Raw genomic sequence first — 15,307 nt, forward strand, 5'->3', positions numbered from 1 at the left:
GTGTAATGCCGGGCAGGCGGGTCTTTCGCGTGGGGAGGTGTCATGGACCGGCGGGAGTTGGAGTACTTCCTGGCGATCGTCGAGCACGGCAGCTTCACCGCGGCCGCGCAGGCGATGCACGTGGCCCAGCCCTCGCTGTCGCACGCCGTCCGGAACCTGGAGAAGGAGCTCGGCGGCAAGATCTTCCACCGGCTCCCGCACGGGGTCGCGCTCACCCCGGCCGGGGACGCGCTGGTGGAACCCGCCCGGCAGGTGATGCGGGACCTGAGCACGGCCGCGGCCTCGGTCCGCGAGGTGCTCGGGCTGTCCGGCGGCCGGCTGGACGTCGTGGCGCAGACGACGCTGGCCGTCGACCCGCTCGCCGAGCTCATCGGCGCTTTCCTGCGCGAGAACCCCAAGGTCGCGGTCACCATCGCCGACCCCGAGCTGGGGACGGACGTGACCTCCGCGGTGCGGGCCGGTGAGCGCGAGCTCGGCCTGGTCGATTCCGAGCATCCCATCGGGGATCTGGAGAGCATGGTGCTGCGAGGCCGGGAGATCTTCGCCGTGCTGCCGCCGGGCGCAGCGCCCGGTCGGAAGCGGTTGAGCGTGCCGGAGCTGTCCACCCTGGACTGGATCGCCACCCCGTCCGGCACCGCCACGCGGGCGGTCATCGAGGACACCGTGGGACCCCGCGGTGGAGGACCGACTTTCGCGGTGGAGACCGCGCACCAGGCGATGATCGTACCGCTGGTGCTGGCCGGAGCGGGCGCGACGCTGCTGCCGCGCGCGATGGCCCGCGACGCCGCCGCGCGGGGCGCGGTCGTGCTGCCGCTGCGGCCGAAGGTGGTCCGCCGTGGCGTCCTGTTCTGGCGACCAGGGCCCCTCTCACCAGCAGCGGCGCAGTTCGTCGCTATGGCTGAAACCATCGCCGAACTGCGCCGCTGATCTGAGGTGGGGGAAGTTCTCATGAAAACTTCCCCCACCCCAGAACCGCGGTGACCTGCGGCGATGGGATGGGGGAAGGAAGTTTTCATGAAAACTTCGGCTCAGCCCTGGTGGGCCTCGACGAAGGCGTAGACGTCGGCTTCGTCGACGCCGGGGAAGGTGTCGGCGGGCAACGCTGCCAGGACGTGCGAGTGCGCTCGGGCCGACGGCCAGACCATGCCTTCCCAGCGGCTGGCGAGCTCGGCCGGCGGGCGCTGGCAGCACTCGCCGTTCGGGCAGCCGGACTTGGAGTGGTTGTTGGTGTCGCGGCCTCGGAACCAGCGCGACTCGGTGTAGGGGACGCCGAGGGTGATCGCGAAGTCCCGGCCGCGGCTCGGGTCGACGTGCCCGACGCACCAGTGCGTGGCACCGGGCTTGTCGGTGTACTGGTAGTAGGTCGAGTAGCGGTCCGGCGAGGCGAAGACCTGGCGGCCCGCCCAGTACCGGCACATCCGCTGGCCCTCGATCGCGCCCGTCGGGTCGGTGGGGAACGCCAGCCCGTCGTTCTCGTAGGCCTTGTGGATGATGCCCGTCTCGTCGTTGCGGACGAAGTGGCAGACCAGGTCCAGGTACTGCGTGGCGAGGTTGGTGAACCGGTGCGCGGCCATCTCGTAGGACACCGAGAACACGTCGCGCAGGTCCTCGACCGCCAGGTCGCGCTCGGACTTGGCCTCCTGCAGGAAGGGCACCGCGGTCTGCTCCGGCACCAGCACGGCGGCGGCGAAGTAGTTGGCCTCGACCCGCTGCCGCAGGAAGTCGGCGAAGTCGCGCGGCTGGTTGTGGCCCAGCGTGAGGTGCCCCAGGGTCTGCAGCAGGATCGTGCGCGGGCTGTGCATGCCCAGGGATTCGCGCCGCAGGAAGATGCGGCGGTTCTTCATGTCGGTCACCGACCGGACCGAGCGCGGCAGATCGGTGACGAACTTCAGCCCGAAGCCCATGTGCGTGGCGATGGACTGGATCAGCCCCTCGGACAGCGGGCCGCCGTGGTAACCGACTCGTTTGAGCAGGTCGCTGGCGGCCTTCTCGATCTCGGGGAAGAAGTTGTTGTGGCGGCGCATCATGCCGCGCAGCTCCGCGTTGGCCTTGCGGGCCTCCTCAGGAGTGGCGACCTTCTGGGTCTCCCTGCGCCGGAGCTCCTCGTAGAGCGCCAGCACGTGTTCGAGCGCCTCGGTGGGCAGTCGCTTGCCGACCTTCAGCGGCGGCAGCGAGAGCCGCTGGTAGATCGGGTCGAGCTGAGCCTTCTCCACCGCGATCTCGAGCTCGGCGCGCCGGTTCGGGGCCTTCTTGGACAGCAGTTCGTCGACGGAGGTGCCCAGCGCGTCGGCCAGCGATCGCAGCAGCGACAGCTTCGGCTCGCGGTGGCCGTTCTCCAGCAGCGAGAGCTGTGACGGCGCTCTCCCCACGCGGTCGCCGAGCTCAACAAGAGTCAATCCAGCGGCTCGGCGCAAGTGCCTGAGCCGCTGACCAAAGACCAGAAGGTCGTGTTCCGTAGAAAAACTACGGTCTTCTTCGCCGGGGAACTCCGTCATGGCGTTGATGCTAGCAGAAAAATCCTGAAAATTACCTAGAAAATCTGGCCCGGTTTCGCTTGGCAGGTTGCAATATTGATTGCAGCAGGTCGCCAGCGATCCCGGAAGGGGAAAAAATCATGAGCATCCGCGAGCAGGCGAAGAAGGCCTCTGAGGAGCTGCAGCGCGAGTGGGACACCAGCCCGCGCTGGAAGGGCATCGAGCGCACGCACTCCGCTGAGACGGTCGTCCGCCTCCGCGGCTCGGTGCAGGAAGAGCACACCCTGGCCCGCCAGGGCTCGGAGCGGCTGTGGAAGCTGCTGCACGAGACCGACTACGTCAACTCGCTGGGCGCGCTGACCGGTAACCAGGCGGTCCAGCAGGTCCGCGCCGGCCTCAAGGCCATCTACCTGTCCGGCTGGCAGGTCGCCGCCGACGCCAACCTGGCGGGCGAGACCTACCCGGACCAGTCGCTGTACCCGGCCAACTCGGTCCCGCAGGTCGTCCGCCGGATCAACAACGCGCTCAAGCGCGCGGACCAGATCAACTGGGCCGAGGCGCTGGACCCGGAGAGCGAGGCCATCGAGGGTGAGGACACCCACTGGCTCGCCCCGATCGTCGCCGACGCCGAGGCCGGTTTCGGTGGTGTCCTCAACGCCTACGAGCTGATGCGCGGCATGATCGGCGCCGGTGCGGCGGGCGTGCACTGGGAGGACCAGCTCGCTTCCGAGAAGAAGTGCGGTCACCTGGGTGGCAAGGTGCTCATCCCCACCAGCCAGCACGTCAAGACGCTGAACGCCGCTCGCCTGGCCGCCGACGTCGCGGGTGTGCCGTCCCTGGTCATCGCGCGTACCGACGCCGAGGCCGCGACGCTGCTGACCAGCGACATCGACGACCGCGACAAGCCGTTCCTCACCGGTGAGCGCACCGCCGAGGGCTTCTACAAGGTCAACAACGGCATCGAGCCCTGCATCGCCCGCGCCAAGGCCTACGCGCCGTACTCCGACCTGATCTGGATGGAGACCGGCACGCCGGACCTGGAGATGGCCCGCAAGTTCGCCGAGGCCGTCAAGTCCGAGTACCCGGACCAGATGCTGGCCTACAACTGCTCGCCGTCGTTCAACTGGAAGAAGAACCTGGACGACGCGACCATCGCCAAGTTCCAGCGCGAGCTCGGCCACATGGGCTTCAAGTTCCAGTTCATCACCCTCGCGGGCTTCCACGCGCTGAACTACAGCATGTTCGACCTGGCCAAGGGTTACGCCACCGACGGCATGACCGCCTACGTCGAGCTGCAGGAGAAGGAGTTCGGCTCGGAGGACCGCGGTTACACCGCCACGCGCCACCAGCGCGAGGCCGGTACCGGTTACTTCGACACGATCAGCACTGCAATCAACCCGGACTCGTCGACCACCGCGCTGGCCGGTTCGACCGAGACCTCGCAGTTCCACTGATCGTGTGGTTGATGGTGGCCGGCGCGCCTGCTGCGCCGGCCACCCCCTGAACGCACCAGCGGCCCTGTGGCGGGGTGTCGGAAAAATCGCAATGGTGCGAGTGAGCGGGAACCCAAGGCGTCGGGTTCCCGCTCACTTCTTTTTGTGCCCCTGATCTGGTGAAACCGGGTCGGGCGCGTGCTGGAACGGTGGTTCGGGAACTCCGAACACCGGTGCTGGGGCAGGTTGTTCGGAGGTAGCGTTCTCAACATGATCGTGGAGTCGAGGGTGCCGCTGGTCGCGGCGCCGATGGCCGGTGGGCTCAGCACTCCGGAACTGGCCGCGGCGGTGAGCGAGGCGGGGGCGCTGGGGTTCCTGGCCGGCGCGATGCTGACCGAGGACCGGCTGGCGGAGCAGATCTCGCGGATCCGGTCGCTGACCGGCGAACCGTTCGGGGTGAACCTCTTCGTGCCCAGCGACCGGCGGGACGTCGACCTCGACGGCTACCGCGCGCGAGTCGCGGAGACCGGTGCGCGGCACGGGGTCGAACCGGGCTCGGCCGACTGGGACGACGATTCCTACCCGGCGAAGGTGCAGCAGCTCATCGAGGAGCGGATCCCGGTGGTGTCGTTCACCTTCGGGCTGCCCGAAGCGTCCACCGTGGACGCGCTGCACGCGGCGGGCTCGGAGGTCGTGATCACCGTGACCACCGCTGACGAGGCTCGGCAGGCCGCGCGGGTGGGCGCTGACGCCGTGTGCGTGCAGGGCATGGAGGCCGGTGGGCACCGCAGCGTGTTCCACGACGACCCCGAGCAGCCGGGCGGCGGCCCGATGCTCGGCCTGCTGGCCGCGATCCGCTCGGTGCGCGCGGCGGTGAACCTGCCGATCATCGCCGCAGGTGGTCTGGTGCACGGCGCCGACGTCGCGGCCGTGCTGACCGCCGGTGCGGTCGCCGCGCAGCTGGGCACCGCGTTCCTGGTCTGCGACGAGGCGGGAACCGCCGCGGTGCAGCGGGACCAGATGGCCGACGGCCAGCGGTGGACCGAGGTCACCCGCGCGTTCAGCGGTCGTCCCGCGCGCGGCCTGGTGAACCGCTTCATGCTCGACAACCAGGACGCCCCGGCCGCGTACCCGCAGGTGAACAACCTCACCAAGCCGATGCGCGGAGCCGCGGGCAAGGCCGGTGACGCCGAGGCGATCTCGATGTGGGCAGGTCAGACCTACGCCCAAGCCCGCCCGATGCCCGCTGCCGACCTGGTCGGGCTGCTGCGCGAGGAGGCGCGCGACGCGCTGCGGTCGGTCTCCGGGCGACTGTGACGCTCGCTGCCGGAAATTCGCTGTGGTCGGTGCCGTTCCTCCCGTAGTTTGGCGCTCATGAGCGTGGTGTCGTCGGTGAACGTGGCCTTCCTGCGGACCGGGGAGTGGACGGGGCGTGTCGGCAAGACCGGGATCGACAAGCGGTCGGTCGACGGGCCGGTCCGGTTCACCGAGGCCGGGGTCGACGGCGATTCGGTGTGCGACACCGACCACCACGGCGCCTGGTACCAGGCTGCCTACGCCTTCGACAGCGAGGAACTGGCCTTCTGGTCGGCCGAGCTGGGCAAGGACCTGGTGCCCGGCAACGCGGGCGAGAACCTGACGCTGTCCGGTGTGGACAGTTCCGCGGCGCTGATCGGCGAGCGCTGGGAGATCGGTGGTGCCGTGTTCCGGGTGACCGGCTCGCGCCAGCCGTGCCGGGTCTTCGCCGGCTTCTGGGACGTCCCGGGCCTGGTCAAGAAGTTCACCGCGCACGGGCGCACCGGTGCCTACCTCGCGGTCGAGCGACCGGGCGAGATCAGCGCGGGCGAGCAGCTGCGCGTGCTGTCCCGGCCCGAGCACGGCGTGCGGGTCGACGAGCTGTTCGCGCTGCTCATGCACAACCGCGAGGACCGGGCCGAACTGGCCGAGCACGTCGCGGGCTGCCTGCCGGACCTGCCCGGGCCGTGGCGCGAGTACGTCGCGGACAAGATCGACACCTTCCGCTCGGCCGCGCGGGCCTGACCCGGGCAGACACGGTGCGTCACCAGCGCCGAGGACGATCACTCGCACGCCCGGCGGAACGCCCCGACCGGGCTGTTGCCGCCATCGCGACGCCCCTGCCAGGTTGGTTCGATGGCGAGCGACTTGCAGCGGAAGAAGGCCTCCGTCGTGTTCACCGCGATGGACGTCAACGGCGACGGGTTCTTGGAGCGCGCTGATTTCGAGGCGCTGACCGAACGGTGGGCGCGCATCCGCGGTGAGGACGGGTCGACTCGGTTGCGCGAGATCATGATGCGCTGGTGGGACGCGTTGAGCGCGACCGCCGACGAGAACAGCGATCAGCGGATCACGCAGGAGGAGATGCTGGCCGCGGTCGAGAACCTGGGCGCGATGCTCGACCTGGTGACGGCGACCGCCGAGTCGATGTTCGAGGCGGTGGACGAGGACGGCGACGGCCGGGTGACCGCAGCCGAGTACGCCCGCATGATCCAGGCGTGGACGGGACGGGAAGCGCCGACCGACCTCGCGTTCGCCCGGCTCGACCTGAACGGAGACGGGGAACTCCGGAGGTCGGAGTTCGTGACCCACTGGGTGGAGTTCTGGGTCGGGGACGACGGTGAGGAACCGGGGACCCATCTCTTCGGAGAGGCCTGACCGCCCTGAGGACATCCAGGGCCGCGCATCCCGCACCCGCCCTCCTCACCTCCGCAGGTGGATAAACCGGCGTGAAGTGCGCAGAATCGATACTGTGACGCGTCACACCCTGTTGCGTGCGCGTTCCCTGTGGGCAAAATTCGGTCTACAAACAGTTTGGCTTCCTAGTATTTCGATGGCCGGTTCGGCGGAGGTGCGGTGCGAGATGACACGCGAGCTGGAGCACTTCATCGGAGGCAAGCGGGTCCCGGGGACCTCCGGCTCCTTCGGTGACGTGTTCGATCCCAACACGGGCCAGGTGCAAGCCAGGGTCCCGCTGGCCTCGGCCGACGAGGTCACCTCGGTCGTCGACAACGCGGCCACGGCGCAGCCGGCCTGGGCGGCGACGAACCCGCAGAAGCGGGCGCGGGTGCTCATGCGGTTCGTGCAGCTGGTCAACGACGAGATGGAGGACCTGGCGCGGCTGCTGGCCTCCGAGCACGGCAAGACCGTGCCCGACGCGAAGGGCGACATCCAGCGCGGTCTGGAGGTCGTCGAGTTCGCGATCGGCATCCCGCACCTGCTCAAGGGCGAGTACAGCGACAGCGTCGGCACCGGCATCGACGTCTACTCGCTGCGCCAGCCGCTCGGCGTCGTCGCCGGTATCACGCCGTTCAACTTCCCGGCGATGATCCCGCTGTGGAAGGCGGCTCCGGCGATCGCCTGCGGCAACGCCTTCGTGCTCAAGCCGTCCGAGCGCGACCCCTCGGTCCCGCTGCGGCTGGCCGAGCTGTTCATCGAAGCCGGCGGCCCGCCGGGGATCTTCAACGTGGTCAACGGCGACAAGACGGCCGTCGACGCGCTGCTGACCGAACCGCGCATCGAGGCGGTCGGCTTCGTCGGATCCTCCGACATCGCGCAGTACATCTACTCCACGGCCGCTGATCACGGCAAGCGGGCGCAGTGCTTCGGCGGCGCCAAGAACCACCTGATCGTCATGCCCGACGCCGACCTCGACCAGGTCTGCGACGCGCTCATCGGTGCCGGTTACGGCTCGGCGGGGGAGCGCTGCATGGCGATCTCGGTCGCCGTGCCCGTCGGCGAGGCCACCGCGAACGCGTTGCGGGACAAGCTCGTCGAGAAGATCCAGGATCTCAAGATCGGCACCAGCTTCGACGCCGACGCCGACTTCGGTCCGCTGGTGACCAAGCAGGCGTGGCAGCGGGTGCAGGACCTCGTCGGTGCCGGTGTCGGCGAGGGCGCGGAGCTGGTGGTCGACGGGCGGGGCTATTCCAAGCCGGGGCACGAGGACGGCTTCTTCACGGGCGCCTCGCTGTTCGACCACGTCACGCCGGAGATGCGGATCTACCAGGAGGAGATCTTCGGCCCGGTGCTGTCGATCGTGCGCGCCGCCGACTACGAGGAAGCGGTGCGGCTGCCCAGCGAGCACGAGTACGGCAACGGGGTGGCGATCTTCACCCGCGACGGCGACGCCGCGCGCGAGTTCGTCAACCGCGTCAACACCGGCATGGTCGGCGTGAACGTGCCGATCCCGGTGCCGATCGCCTACCACACCTTCGGCGGCTGGAAGCGGTCCGGATTCGGCGACCTCAACCAGCACGGCCCGGACTCGATCCGCTTCTACACCAAGACCAAGACGGTCACGTCCCGCTGGCCCTCCGGACTCAAGGAAGGCGCCAGCTTCACCATCCCGACGATGCACTGATCGTGCGGGCGGGACCCGGCGATCCCGGGTCCCGCCCGACTGCGCGAGGAGGAGGCGACGTGTCCGTCGCAGCAGTGGCGAGTTCGCCGTTCGAGCTCACCGATGACCAGCGCGCGATCCGGGACACCGCGCTGGAATTCGCCCAGGAGCAGCTCGCCCCGCACGCCGTGGAATGGGACCAGGAGAAGCACTTCCCGATCGAGGCGCTGCGCGCCGCCGGTCAGCTGGGCATCGGGGGCGTCTACATCGACGAGGCCCACGGTGGCAGCGGGCTGAGCCGGTTCGACTCGGTGCTCATCTTCGAGGCGCTGGCCACCGGTGATCCCTCGATCGCCGCCTACATCTCCATCCACAACATGTGCGCGGGCATGATCGACCGCTTCGGCACCGACGCCCAGCGGGAGCGCTGGTTGCCGCAGCTGTGCACGATGGAACGCCTGGCCAGCTACTGCCTGACCGAACCCGGAGCCGGCTCGGACGCCGCCGCCCTGCAGACCCGAGCGGTCCGCGACGGCGAGGACTACGTGATCACCGGGGTCAAGCAGTTCATCTCCGGCGGTGGCAGCTCCGACGTCTACGTCGTGATGGCGCGGACCGGCGAGCCGGGCCACAAGGGGATCTCGACCTTCGTGGTGGAGGCCGGAACCGAGGGCATGTCCTTCGGTGCCAACGAGAAGAAGATGGGCTGGAACGCCCAGCCCACCCGCCAGGTCATCTTCGACGGCGTCCGCGTCTCCGCCGACCAGCGCCTCGGCGACGAGGGCATCGGGTTCCGCATCGCGATGGCGGGGCTCGACGGCGGCAGGCTCAGCGTCGGCGCGTGCTCGCTCGGCGGTGCGCAGGCCGCGCTGGACAAGTCGCTGGAGTACGTGCGGGAGCGCAGCGCGTTCGGGTCCAAGCTCAGCGAGTTCGAGGCCCTGCAGTTCAAGCTCGCCGACATGGCAACGGAACTGGAGGCCGCGCGCCTGCTGCTGTGGCGGGCGGCCTGGGCGCTCGACACCGGGGACCCGACGGCGACCCGGTCGTGCGCGATGGCCAAACGACTGGCCACGGACGTGGGGTTCACGGTCGCCAACGAGGCACTTCAGATCCACGGTGGATACGGATACCTTGCGGAATACGGCCTGGAGAAGATCGTCCGCGACCTGCGGGTGCATCAGATCCTGGAAGGCACCAACGAAATCATGCGGCTGATCATCTCCCGCGGTCTGCTGGCGGCCTGACCGCCGCCGCGGGGGCAGCACCCTGCACAACGATGGAGTTCGCACCATGACTGAGTCCGAGATCCTGGTCAGCGAGCACGGCGCGCTCGGGCGGATCACGCTCAACCGCCCGAAGGCGCTCAACTCGCTGACCCTCGGCATGGTCCGGGAGATGACCGAGGCGATCGAGCGGTGGCGGCACGCCGAGCACATCCGCGCGATCATGATCGACGGGGCGGGCGAGCGCGGGCTGTGCGCCGGTGGCGACGTGCGCGCGCTGCACGACGCGGCCAAGGCGGGCGACGAGTCGCTGCCCGCGGCGTTCTGGTCCGAGGAGTACCGCCTCAACTCGGCGCTGGCCAACTACCCGAAGCCGGTCGTGGGGATCATGGACGGCATCTGCATGGGCGGCGGCGTCGGCATCTCCGCGCACGGCTCGCACCGGGTGGTCACCGAGCGCTCCAAGGTCGGGATGCCCGAGACCGGCATCGGGTTCATCCCCGACGTCGGCGGCACCTACCTCATGTCGCGCGCACCCGGTGAGCTCGGCACGCACCTCGCGCTGACCGGCGGTGCGGTCGGCGGTGCGGACGCCCTCTACTGCGGCCTCGCCGACCACTACGTCGACAGCGTCCGGCTGCCGGAGATCGTCGAAGACCTGGCCGGCGGGGACGTGGACGAGGTGCTGGCCCGCTTCGCGGCGCCGGTGCCCGAGCCGTCGCTGGCCGAGCATCGCGAGTGGATCGACGCCGCGTACCAGGGCTCCGACGCCGAGGCGATCCTCGTCCGGCTTCGGGAACGCCCCGAGCAGGCCGCGAAGGAGGCGGCGAGCGCCATCGAGTCCAAGTCGCCGACCGCGCTCAAGGTCACGCTGCGCGCGCTGCGCAGCGGGTACGGATCGCTGGAGCAGGCGCTGACGCAGGAGTACCGGCTGGCCATGGCGTGCGTGCGGATCGGCGACTTCGTCGAGGGCGTGCGCGCCACGCTCGTCGACAAGGACCGCAACCCGCAGTGGTCGCCCACCACGTTGTCCGAAGTGGACGACTCCAGGGTGCAGAAGTTCTTCGAGCCGGTGTCCGACGAGCCGAAGCTGTTCGGCTGAGCGCGGATCGCCGGGTCTTGGCGGAAGTTCGAGCAGAAAGGTTGTGACAATGGCTGTCATCGGTTTCATCGGGCTCGGTCACATGGGCGGTCCGATGTCGGCGAACCTCGTCAAGGCCGGGCACACCGTGCAGGGCTACGACCTCGTCCCCGCCGCGCTGTCGGCCGCGGCGGACAGCGGCGTGGCCACCGTGGGCTCGATCGTGGAAGCGGTCAGCGGAGCCGACGCGGTGATCACCATGCTGCCCAGCGGCAAGCACCTGCTGGACGCCTACGACGAGGTGTTGCCCCACGCGGCTGAGGGCGCTCTGCTGATCGACTCCTCCACCGTGGACGTGGCCGACGCCAGGGCGGCCCACGAACGGGCCCGGGAAAGCGGGTTCGGCAGCATCGACGCGCCCGTCTCCGGTGGCACGGCCGGAGCCGAGGCGGGCACGCTGACGTTCATGGTCGGCGGCTCCGAGACCGACTTCCACCGCGCCGAGGACGTCCTGGAACCCATGGCGCGCAAGGTGATCCACTGCGGCGGCCCCGGCAACGGCCAGGTCACCAAGATGTGCAACAACCTGATCCTCGGGGCGTCGATGATCGCGGTCAGCGAGGCGTTCGTGCTCGGCGAGCGCCTCGGCCTGTCCCACGAGGCGCTCTACGACGTCGCATCGATCTCCACCGGTCAGTGCTGGGCGCTGACCACCAACTGCCCGGTGCCCGACCTGGTGGAGACCAGCCGCGCGAACCGCGACTACGAGCCGGGGTTCGCGGCGGCCCTGATGCTCAAGGACCTCAACCTGGCCCTCTCCGCGGCGGAGCAGTCCGGCACCGACGCGTCCATCGGGCGCCTCGCCACGGACCTCTACCGCCGCTTCAACGAGGAGGGCGGCGGAGGCCAGGACTTCGGCGCCATCATCAAGTCGATCCGGGAGCACTCCGGCTCCTGACGGGGACCTCTCAGGTGCGGACCCGGAGTTCGTCGACACCGCTGATGTCGAACGAGCGCAGGAACCTCGGCGGGTTCTCCGGGTCCGCGCTCAGGTTCGGGAACCGGTCGAGCAGGCGGTCCAGGGCGATCCTGCCCTCCATCCTGGCCAGCGGTGCGCCGAGGCAGAAGTGGACTCCACGGCCGAAACCCAAGTGCGGGTTGGGGTCCCGCCTGACGTCGAAGGCCATCGGGTCGGCGAAGCGCCGCGCGTCCCAGTTGGCCGCGCCGAGCCGCACTGCGGTGATCTGGTCGGCCGGAACCTGCTGCCCGCCGAGCTCGGTGGCCTCCGTGCTCGCCCGGTAGACCACCGCGAACGGGCTCAGGTAGCGCAGCGACTCCTCGATCGCGCTCGGCAGCAGCGCGCGGTCGGCCCGCACCGCGGCCTGCTGGTCGGGATGGGCGTCCAGGCACAGCACGGTGTTGCCGACCAGCAGCGTCGTGGTGATGTGGCCCGCCAGCAGCAGCACGGTGGCGAAGTTGACGATCTCGTCGTCCTTGAGCCGCTCACCGTCGACCTCGGCCTGGAGCAGGTCGGTCAGCAGGTCCCGGCGGGGGCTGCGGCGGCGCTCGGCGGCGTGGCCGAGCAGGTACTCGCCCATCTCCGCGACCATCCGCATCTGCCGGTTCGCCTCGTCGCTGTCGACGTCGATCTCCCGCGCGTTGAACTCGGCGTCGGTGGTGAGCAGCCCGTCGGCCCACTCGCGGAACTGCGCGCGGTCGTCGGCCGGGACCCCGAGCAGCTCGGCGATGACAATCACCGGCAGCGGGTGCGCCAGCTCGGCGACCAGGTCGAACTCGCCTTCCAGCGGTGCGAGCAGTTCTCCCGTCACCTCCGCGATGCGAGGTTCGAGGTCGGCCACGACCTTCGGGGTGAAGGCCTTGCTGACGAGCGTGCGCAGCTTGCGGTGCCGGGGCGGGTCCATCTGCAGGAGATTGCCCTCCTGCATCGGGTTCTCGCCCTCGAACCCGAGCGCGCGGGTGATGTTGGAGGAGTACGTGCCCGGGTCGCTCAGCACCTGGGTCGCCTCGGCGTGCCCGTAGACGTTGAGCACGCCGGTGCTCTCGTCGAGGAGCACCGGGGACTGCGGCGGGGTGCCGCGCATCCAGAACTTGCCGGGGTCGACGCCCCACTGGTCTGCTGGGCAGGTCATCGCACTGTCTCCGTTCGTCGGACGGTGACGTCGCCGAACCCGGTGCGGGCGTGCACCTCTGCGGTCTCGGCGCCGGGTTCGGGGGACTCGGCGTGGTCCATGTCGTTGTGCACCCGGCCGTACTTGGCGTCGAGGTCGAGCCACGCCGTGGTGCCCGGCCGGATGCCGATGCGCAGTTCGCCGAGCGAGGTCGCCAGCTGCACCGAGCCGCGCACGATCTCGTCGATCTGGATGCTGCCGTTGGCGGTGCGCGCCTCGACGTCGGCCGACGATCGCTGGACGATGATGTCCCCGTTGGCGGCCTTGAGCTTCAGGTCGCCGCGGACCTCGCCGATGCGGGTGGCGCCGTTGGAGTTCTTCACCACGGCGGTGCCGTCGATCCGGTGCAGCTCGACCTGGCCGGTGCCGGTGCGCACGTCGGCGTTGCCGGCGATGTGCCGGGCGGTGACGCGTCCGCCTGAGGTGGCCGCGCGCAGCGCACCGGTCTCGTCGACGTCGATGCTGCCCATCGCCGTCTTGAGCCGGGTGTCTCCGAGTCGCCCCTCGGTCTCGAAGGATACGGCCCCCGCGTCCCCGGTCAGGCTGGAGCCCGCGGGCAGTTCGACGGTGATCTCGACGGACCCGGGCTTGCTGAACAGGCCGCGCGATTTCGGTCCTCTGATCTGGAGCGTCCCGCCGGCCAGCGACACGTCCACCTGCTCCGCGGCTGTCGCGTCGGCCTTGGCGGATGCGTCGGTGGGTCGCACGTCGACGTCCGCGCGAGCGCGGTCGGTGGCGACGATGCGCGCTGCGCCCCAGGCGAACTCGATGGTCGCCGCAATCGGCTCGGGTGTGTCGAATTCAGGCATGGCGGTGCCCTCCGAAGGTGGTGTGAGAGCGTCTCCGCTGGTCGGAGACGTGTGGTGACGCGGTGTCGGGAGCGCCTCAGCGCACCCAGCCGGTGAAGCGCTGGCCGACCTTGCCGTGCGACCTGGCGCGCGGGCGGTCGCCGTCGAGCGCTGCCGCGGCGGCGCGCACCAGCCAGGCGTTGACCGACAGGTGCTGCGCGCCCGCGGCTTCCTCGACCCGGTTCTTGAGGTTCTCGGGCAGCCGCAGGTTGATCCGCGACATCGCGCCCTCGTCGGCCTCCGGCACCGGTGGCGCGGTGGTGCCGGTCCCGATGGTGTCGTCGTCGGTGGGGGCGGCCGGTGTCACGACGAAGCCGGGCTCGCCTCCGCGCAACCGCACCTCGACGGAGCCGGGGGCGAGATCGCTGGTGATCTCGTCGGCGGCCGCCGACAGGGCGTTGAGCAGCATCAGGCGGATCGCCGATTCCATCGGTGCGGTGAGGCGTTCGGCGAGTTCCCGGGCCTCGTCGCCACCGGTTTCGGCGGCCGCCGCCAGATCTCGGCGAAGGCTGTCGACGTACGTCGTGAGATCCATGATGCCAGAATGGCACCACGGTGGCACACCGCGCAACCGAATTTCCGCTCGGAGGTGCCGTGCCCGGGGGTCGGGGGTGCGCGCAGCGCCGTGGTGCCGCGCGTACGCTGCGCGTGTGTTGGAGTTGCTGGTCGAGTGGTACGACGGCGTCGAGCTGTGGTTGGTGCAGCTCGTCTACCCCCTGCAGGTAGCCCTGGTCCTTGCAGTGCTGGTGCCGTTGTGCTGGGGAGTGGCGCGGGTCGTCGACCGCGCGGTGGACGGCGTCGAAGCCAGGTTCACCCGCGTGCGCGGCACCGGAACTCCCGTCGGTCACGACGACGGTGAAAACCGGGCGGAGGAGAAGGACGGCGTGAGCTCGCGCAAGCGCATTTCGTCGGCGTTGGTCGGGCCTGGTCGCCCTGGTCGTTGCTCGGGTGGTTCGGCAAGGACGTCGTCGCCGACTCGCCGAGCACCGAGGTTCCCGGTGCCGATCAGTCCGGACTGCAGGTCCAGCAGCTGTCGAAGCTGCCGCCGGAGGCGGACAAGACCTACAAGCTCATCGTCAAGGGCGGGCCGTTCCCGTACTCGGGCAAGGACGGCTCGGTGTTCGGCAACCGCGAAGGCGAAGCTTCCCAAGCAGAAGTCCGGTTACTACCACGAGTACACCGTGCCCACGCCCGGTTCGAAGGACCGCGGGGCGCGACGACTGGTCACCGGGAACCAAAAAGAGGTGTACTACACCGGTGATCACTATGAGTCGTTCGTGGTTGTGGATACGGCGGGTTGAGTGCCATGTTCGGAGCGAAACTGGCAAGCAGGTTGCGGAAGGAGCAGCCGGTGAGTGATCAGCCGAACGCGGAGCTCACGACGCGCGAAGCGGTCGAGACCGCCGAGGAACGAGGGGCGACGGCCCACGTCCTCGACGGGGTCGACCTGACCAGCAAGCGCTTGACGCTCGACGGCATCGCCGCGGTCCTGGACTTCCCCGAGTGGGCGGGCCGGAACCTGGATTCCCTCTTCGACTGCCTGACGGACCTCTCCTGGCTGTCCGAAGGAGAGCACGTCCTGATCTGGACCGGCTTTCAGGACCTCGCCGACCACGATCCCAAGGCGTTCAACGGCATCAACTCGGTCCTCCGGGACGCGGCGGAACGGCCCATGTGCGGCCGCCGCTTCACGGCAGTGCTG

General features: G+C 69.6%; 14 protein-coding genes and 1 pseudogene. 11 read left to right on the forward strand and 4 right to left on the reverse strand.

Annotation, left to right across the window (positions count from 1 at the left end; genetic code table 11):
• Positions 1 to 42 precede the first annotated feature (42 nt).
• Positions 43 to 927: a LysR family transcriptional regulator gene (locus tag FHU35_RS24455; protein WP_145743716.1), complete on the forward strand. Its 885-nt coding sequence runs from the start codon at positions 43 to 45 to the stop codon at positions 925 to 927.
• Positions 928 to 1,028: 101 nt separating this feature from the next.
• Here the strand turns inward: FHU35_RS24455 and FHU35_RS24460 are convergent, their stop codons facing one another.
• The gene (locus FHU35_RS24460) at positions 1,029 to 2,495 is read right to left on the reverse strand and encodes a helix-turn-helix transcriptional regulator (RefSeq protein WP_145743718.1); all 1,467 of its coding nucleotides are present in this window, start codon (positions 2,493 to 2,495) and stop codon (positions 1,029 to 1,031) included.
• A 119-nt stretch (positions 2,496 to 2,614) separates the two neighbouring features.
• On the opposite strand from FHU35_RS24460, the gene aceA reads away from it, so the two are divergent.
• The 8 genes from aceA (at position 2,615) to mmsB (ending at position 11,526) form a co-directional block, all read left to right on the forward strand.
• A complete protein-coding gene (gene aceA, locus FHU35_RS24465; protein ID WP_145743720.1) occupies positions 2,615 to 3,928 on the forward strand; it encodes an isocitrate lyase in 1,314 nt (437 codons plus the stop codon).
• 249 nt (positions 3,929 to 4,177) lie between these two features.
• Complete coding sequence (locus tag FHU35_RS24470; RefSeq protein WP_145743722.1) at positions 4,178 to 5,224, forward strand: NAD(P)H-dependent flavin oxidoreductase; 1,047 nt, start codon at positions 4,178 to 4,180, stop codon at positions 5,222 to 5,224.
• Between the two features lie 57 nt (positions 5,225 to 5,281).
• A complete protein-coding gene (locus tag FHU35_RS24475; protein ID WP_145743724.1) occupies positions 5,282 to 5,947 on the forward strand; it encodes an MOSC domain-containing protein in 666 nt (221 codons plus the stop codon).
• A gap of 111 nt (positions 5,948 to 6,058) precedes the next feature.
• On the forward strand, positions 6,059 to 6,580 hold the full coding sequence (locus FHU35_RS24480; RefSeq protein ID WP_145743726.1) for an EF-hand domain-containing protein: 522 nt from the start codon (positions 6,059 to 6,061) through the stop codon (positions 6,578 to 6,580).
• Between the two features lie 205 nt (positions 6,581 to 6,785).
• A complete protein-coding gene (locus FHU35_RS24485) occupies positions 6,786 to 8,285 on the forward strand; it encodes a CoA-acylating methylmalonate-semialdehyde dehydrogenase (protein WP_145743728.1) in 1,500 nt (499 codons plus the stop codon).
• A 59-nt stretch (positions 8,286 to 8,344) separates the two neighbouring features.
• A complete protein-coding gene (locus FHU35_RS24490; protein ID WP_145743730.1) occupies positions 8,345 to 9,508 on the forward strand; it encodes an acyl-CoA dehydrogenase family protein in 1,164 nt (387 codons plus the stop codon).
• A gap of 46 nt (positions 9,509 to 9,554) precedes the next feature.
• Positions 9,555 to 10,589, forward strand: a complete 1,035-nt coding sequence (locus FHU35_RS24495; RefSeq protein ID WP_145743732.1) for an enoyl-CoA hydratase/isomerase family protein — start codon at positions 9,555 to 9,557, stop codon at positions 10,587 to 10,589.
• A 49-nt stretch (positions 10,590 to 10,638) separates the two neighbouring features.
• Positions 10,639 to 11,526, forward strand: a complete 888-nt coding sequence (gene mmsB / locus FHU35_RS24500; RefSeq protein ID WP_145743734.1) for a 3-hydroxyisobutyrate dehydrogenase — start codon at positions 10,639 to 10,641, stop codon at positions 11,524 to 11,526.
• A gap of 10 nt (positions 11,527 to 11,536) precedes the next feature.
• Here mmsB and FHU35_RS24505 read toward each other — a convergent pair whose 3' ends face one another.
• From FHU35_RS24505 to FHU35_RS24515, 3 genes are all read right to left on the reverse strand, one after another.
• Entirely contained in the window at positions 11,537 to 12,718 is a 1,182-nt protein-coding gene (locus FHU35_RS24505) for a cytochrome P450 (protein WP_145743736.1), read from the reverse strand.
• A complete protein-coding gene (locus FHU35_RS24510) occupies positions 12,715 to 13,566 on the reverse strand; it encodes a DUF4097 family beta strand repeat-containing protein (RefSeq protein WP_145743738.1) in 852 nt (283 codons plus the stop codon). Before FHU35_RS24510 ends, FHU35_RS24505 begins: the two co-directional genes overlap by 4 nt.
• A 76-nt stretch (positions 13,567 to 13,642) precedes the next feature.
• The gene (locus tag FHU35_RS24515) at positions 13,643 to 14,140 is read right to left on the reverse strand and encodes a toxin-antitoxin system HicB family antitoxin (protein ID WP_145743740.1); all 498 of its coding nucleotides are present in this window, start codon (positions 14,138 to 14,140) and stop codon (positions 13,643 to 13,645) included.
• A gap of 349 nt (positions 14,141 to 14,489) precedes the next feature.
• Between FHU35_RS24515 and FHU35_RS24520 the strand changes: the two are divergent.
• Positions 14,490 to 14,906, forward strand: a pseudogene (locus FHU35_RS24520) (guanyl-specific ribonuclease).
• Between the two features lie 50 nt (positions 14,907 to 14,956).
• A partial coding sequence (locus tag FHU35_RS24525) for a barstar family protein (protein WP_425474178.1) occupies positions 14,957 to 15,307 on the forward strand: 351 nt, incomplete at its 3' end.

It is taken from the genome of Saccharopolyspora dendranthemae (assembly GCF_007829955.1).
Lineage (GTDB): Bacteria > Actinomycetota > Actinomycetes > Mycobacteriales > Pseudonocardiaceae > Saccharopolyspora > Saccharopolyspora dendranthemae.

Bases quoted from the DNA above. Each gene is read 5' to 3' on its own strand.
- FHU35_RS24455 (WP_145743716.1), top strand. From the start codon at position 43: ATGGACCGGCGGGAGTTGGAGTACTTCCTGGCGATCGTCGAGCACGGC.
- FHU35_RS24460 (WP_145743718.1), bottom strand. From the start codon at position 2,495: ATGACGGAGTTCCCCGGCGAAGAAGACCGTAGTTTTTCTACGGAACAC.
- aceA (WP_145743720.1), top strand. From the start codon at position 2,615: ATGAGCATCCGCGAGCAGGCGAAGAAGGCCTCTGAGGAGCTGCAGCGC.
- FHU35_RS24470 (WP_145743722.1), top strand. From the start codon at position 4,178: ATGATCGTGGAGTCGAGGGTGCCGCTGGTCGCGGCGCCGATGGCCGGT.
- FHU35_RS24475 (WP_145743724.1), top strand. From the start codon at position 5,282: ATGAGCGTGGTGTCGTCGGTGAACGTGGCCTTCCTGCGGACCGGGGAG.
- FHU35_RS24480 (WP_145743726.1), top strand. From the start codon at position 6,059: ATGGCGAGCGACTTGCAGCGGAAGAAGGCCTCCGTCGTGTTCACCGCG.
- FHU35_RS24485 (WP_145743728.1), top strand. From the start codon at position 6,786: ATGACACGCGAGCTGGAGCACTTCATCGGAGGCAAGCGGGTCCCGGGG.
- FHU35_RS24495 (WP_145743732.1), top strand. From the start codon at position 9,555: ATGACTGAGTCCGAGATCCTGGTCAGCGAGCACGGCGCGCTCGGGCGG.
- mmsB (WP_145743734.1), top strand. From the start codon at position 10,639: ATGGCTGTCATCGGTTTCATCGGGCTCGGTCACATGGGCGGTCCGATG.
- FHU35_RS24505 (WP_145743736.1), bottom strand. From the start codon at position 12,718: ATGACCTGCCCAGCAGACCAGTGGGGCGTCGACCCCGGCAAGTTCTGG.
- FHU35_RS24510 (WP_145743738.1), bottom strand. From the start codon at position 13,566: ATGCCTGAATTCGACACACCCGAGCCGATTGCGGCGACCATCGAGTTC.
- FHU35_RS24515 (WP_145743740.1), bottom strand. From the start codon at position 14,140: ATGGATCTCACGACGTACGTCGACAGCCTTCGCCGAGATCTGGCGGCG.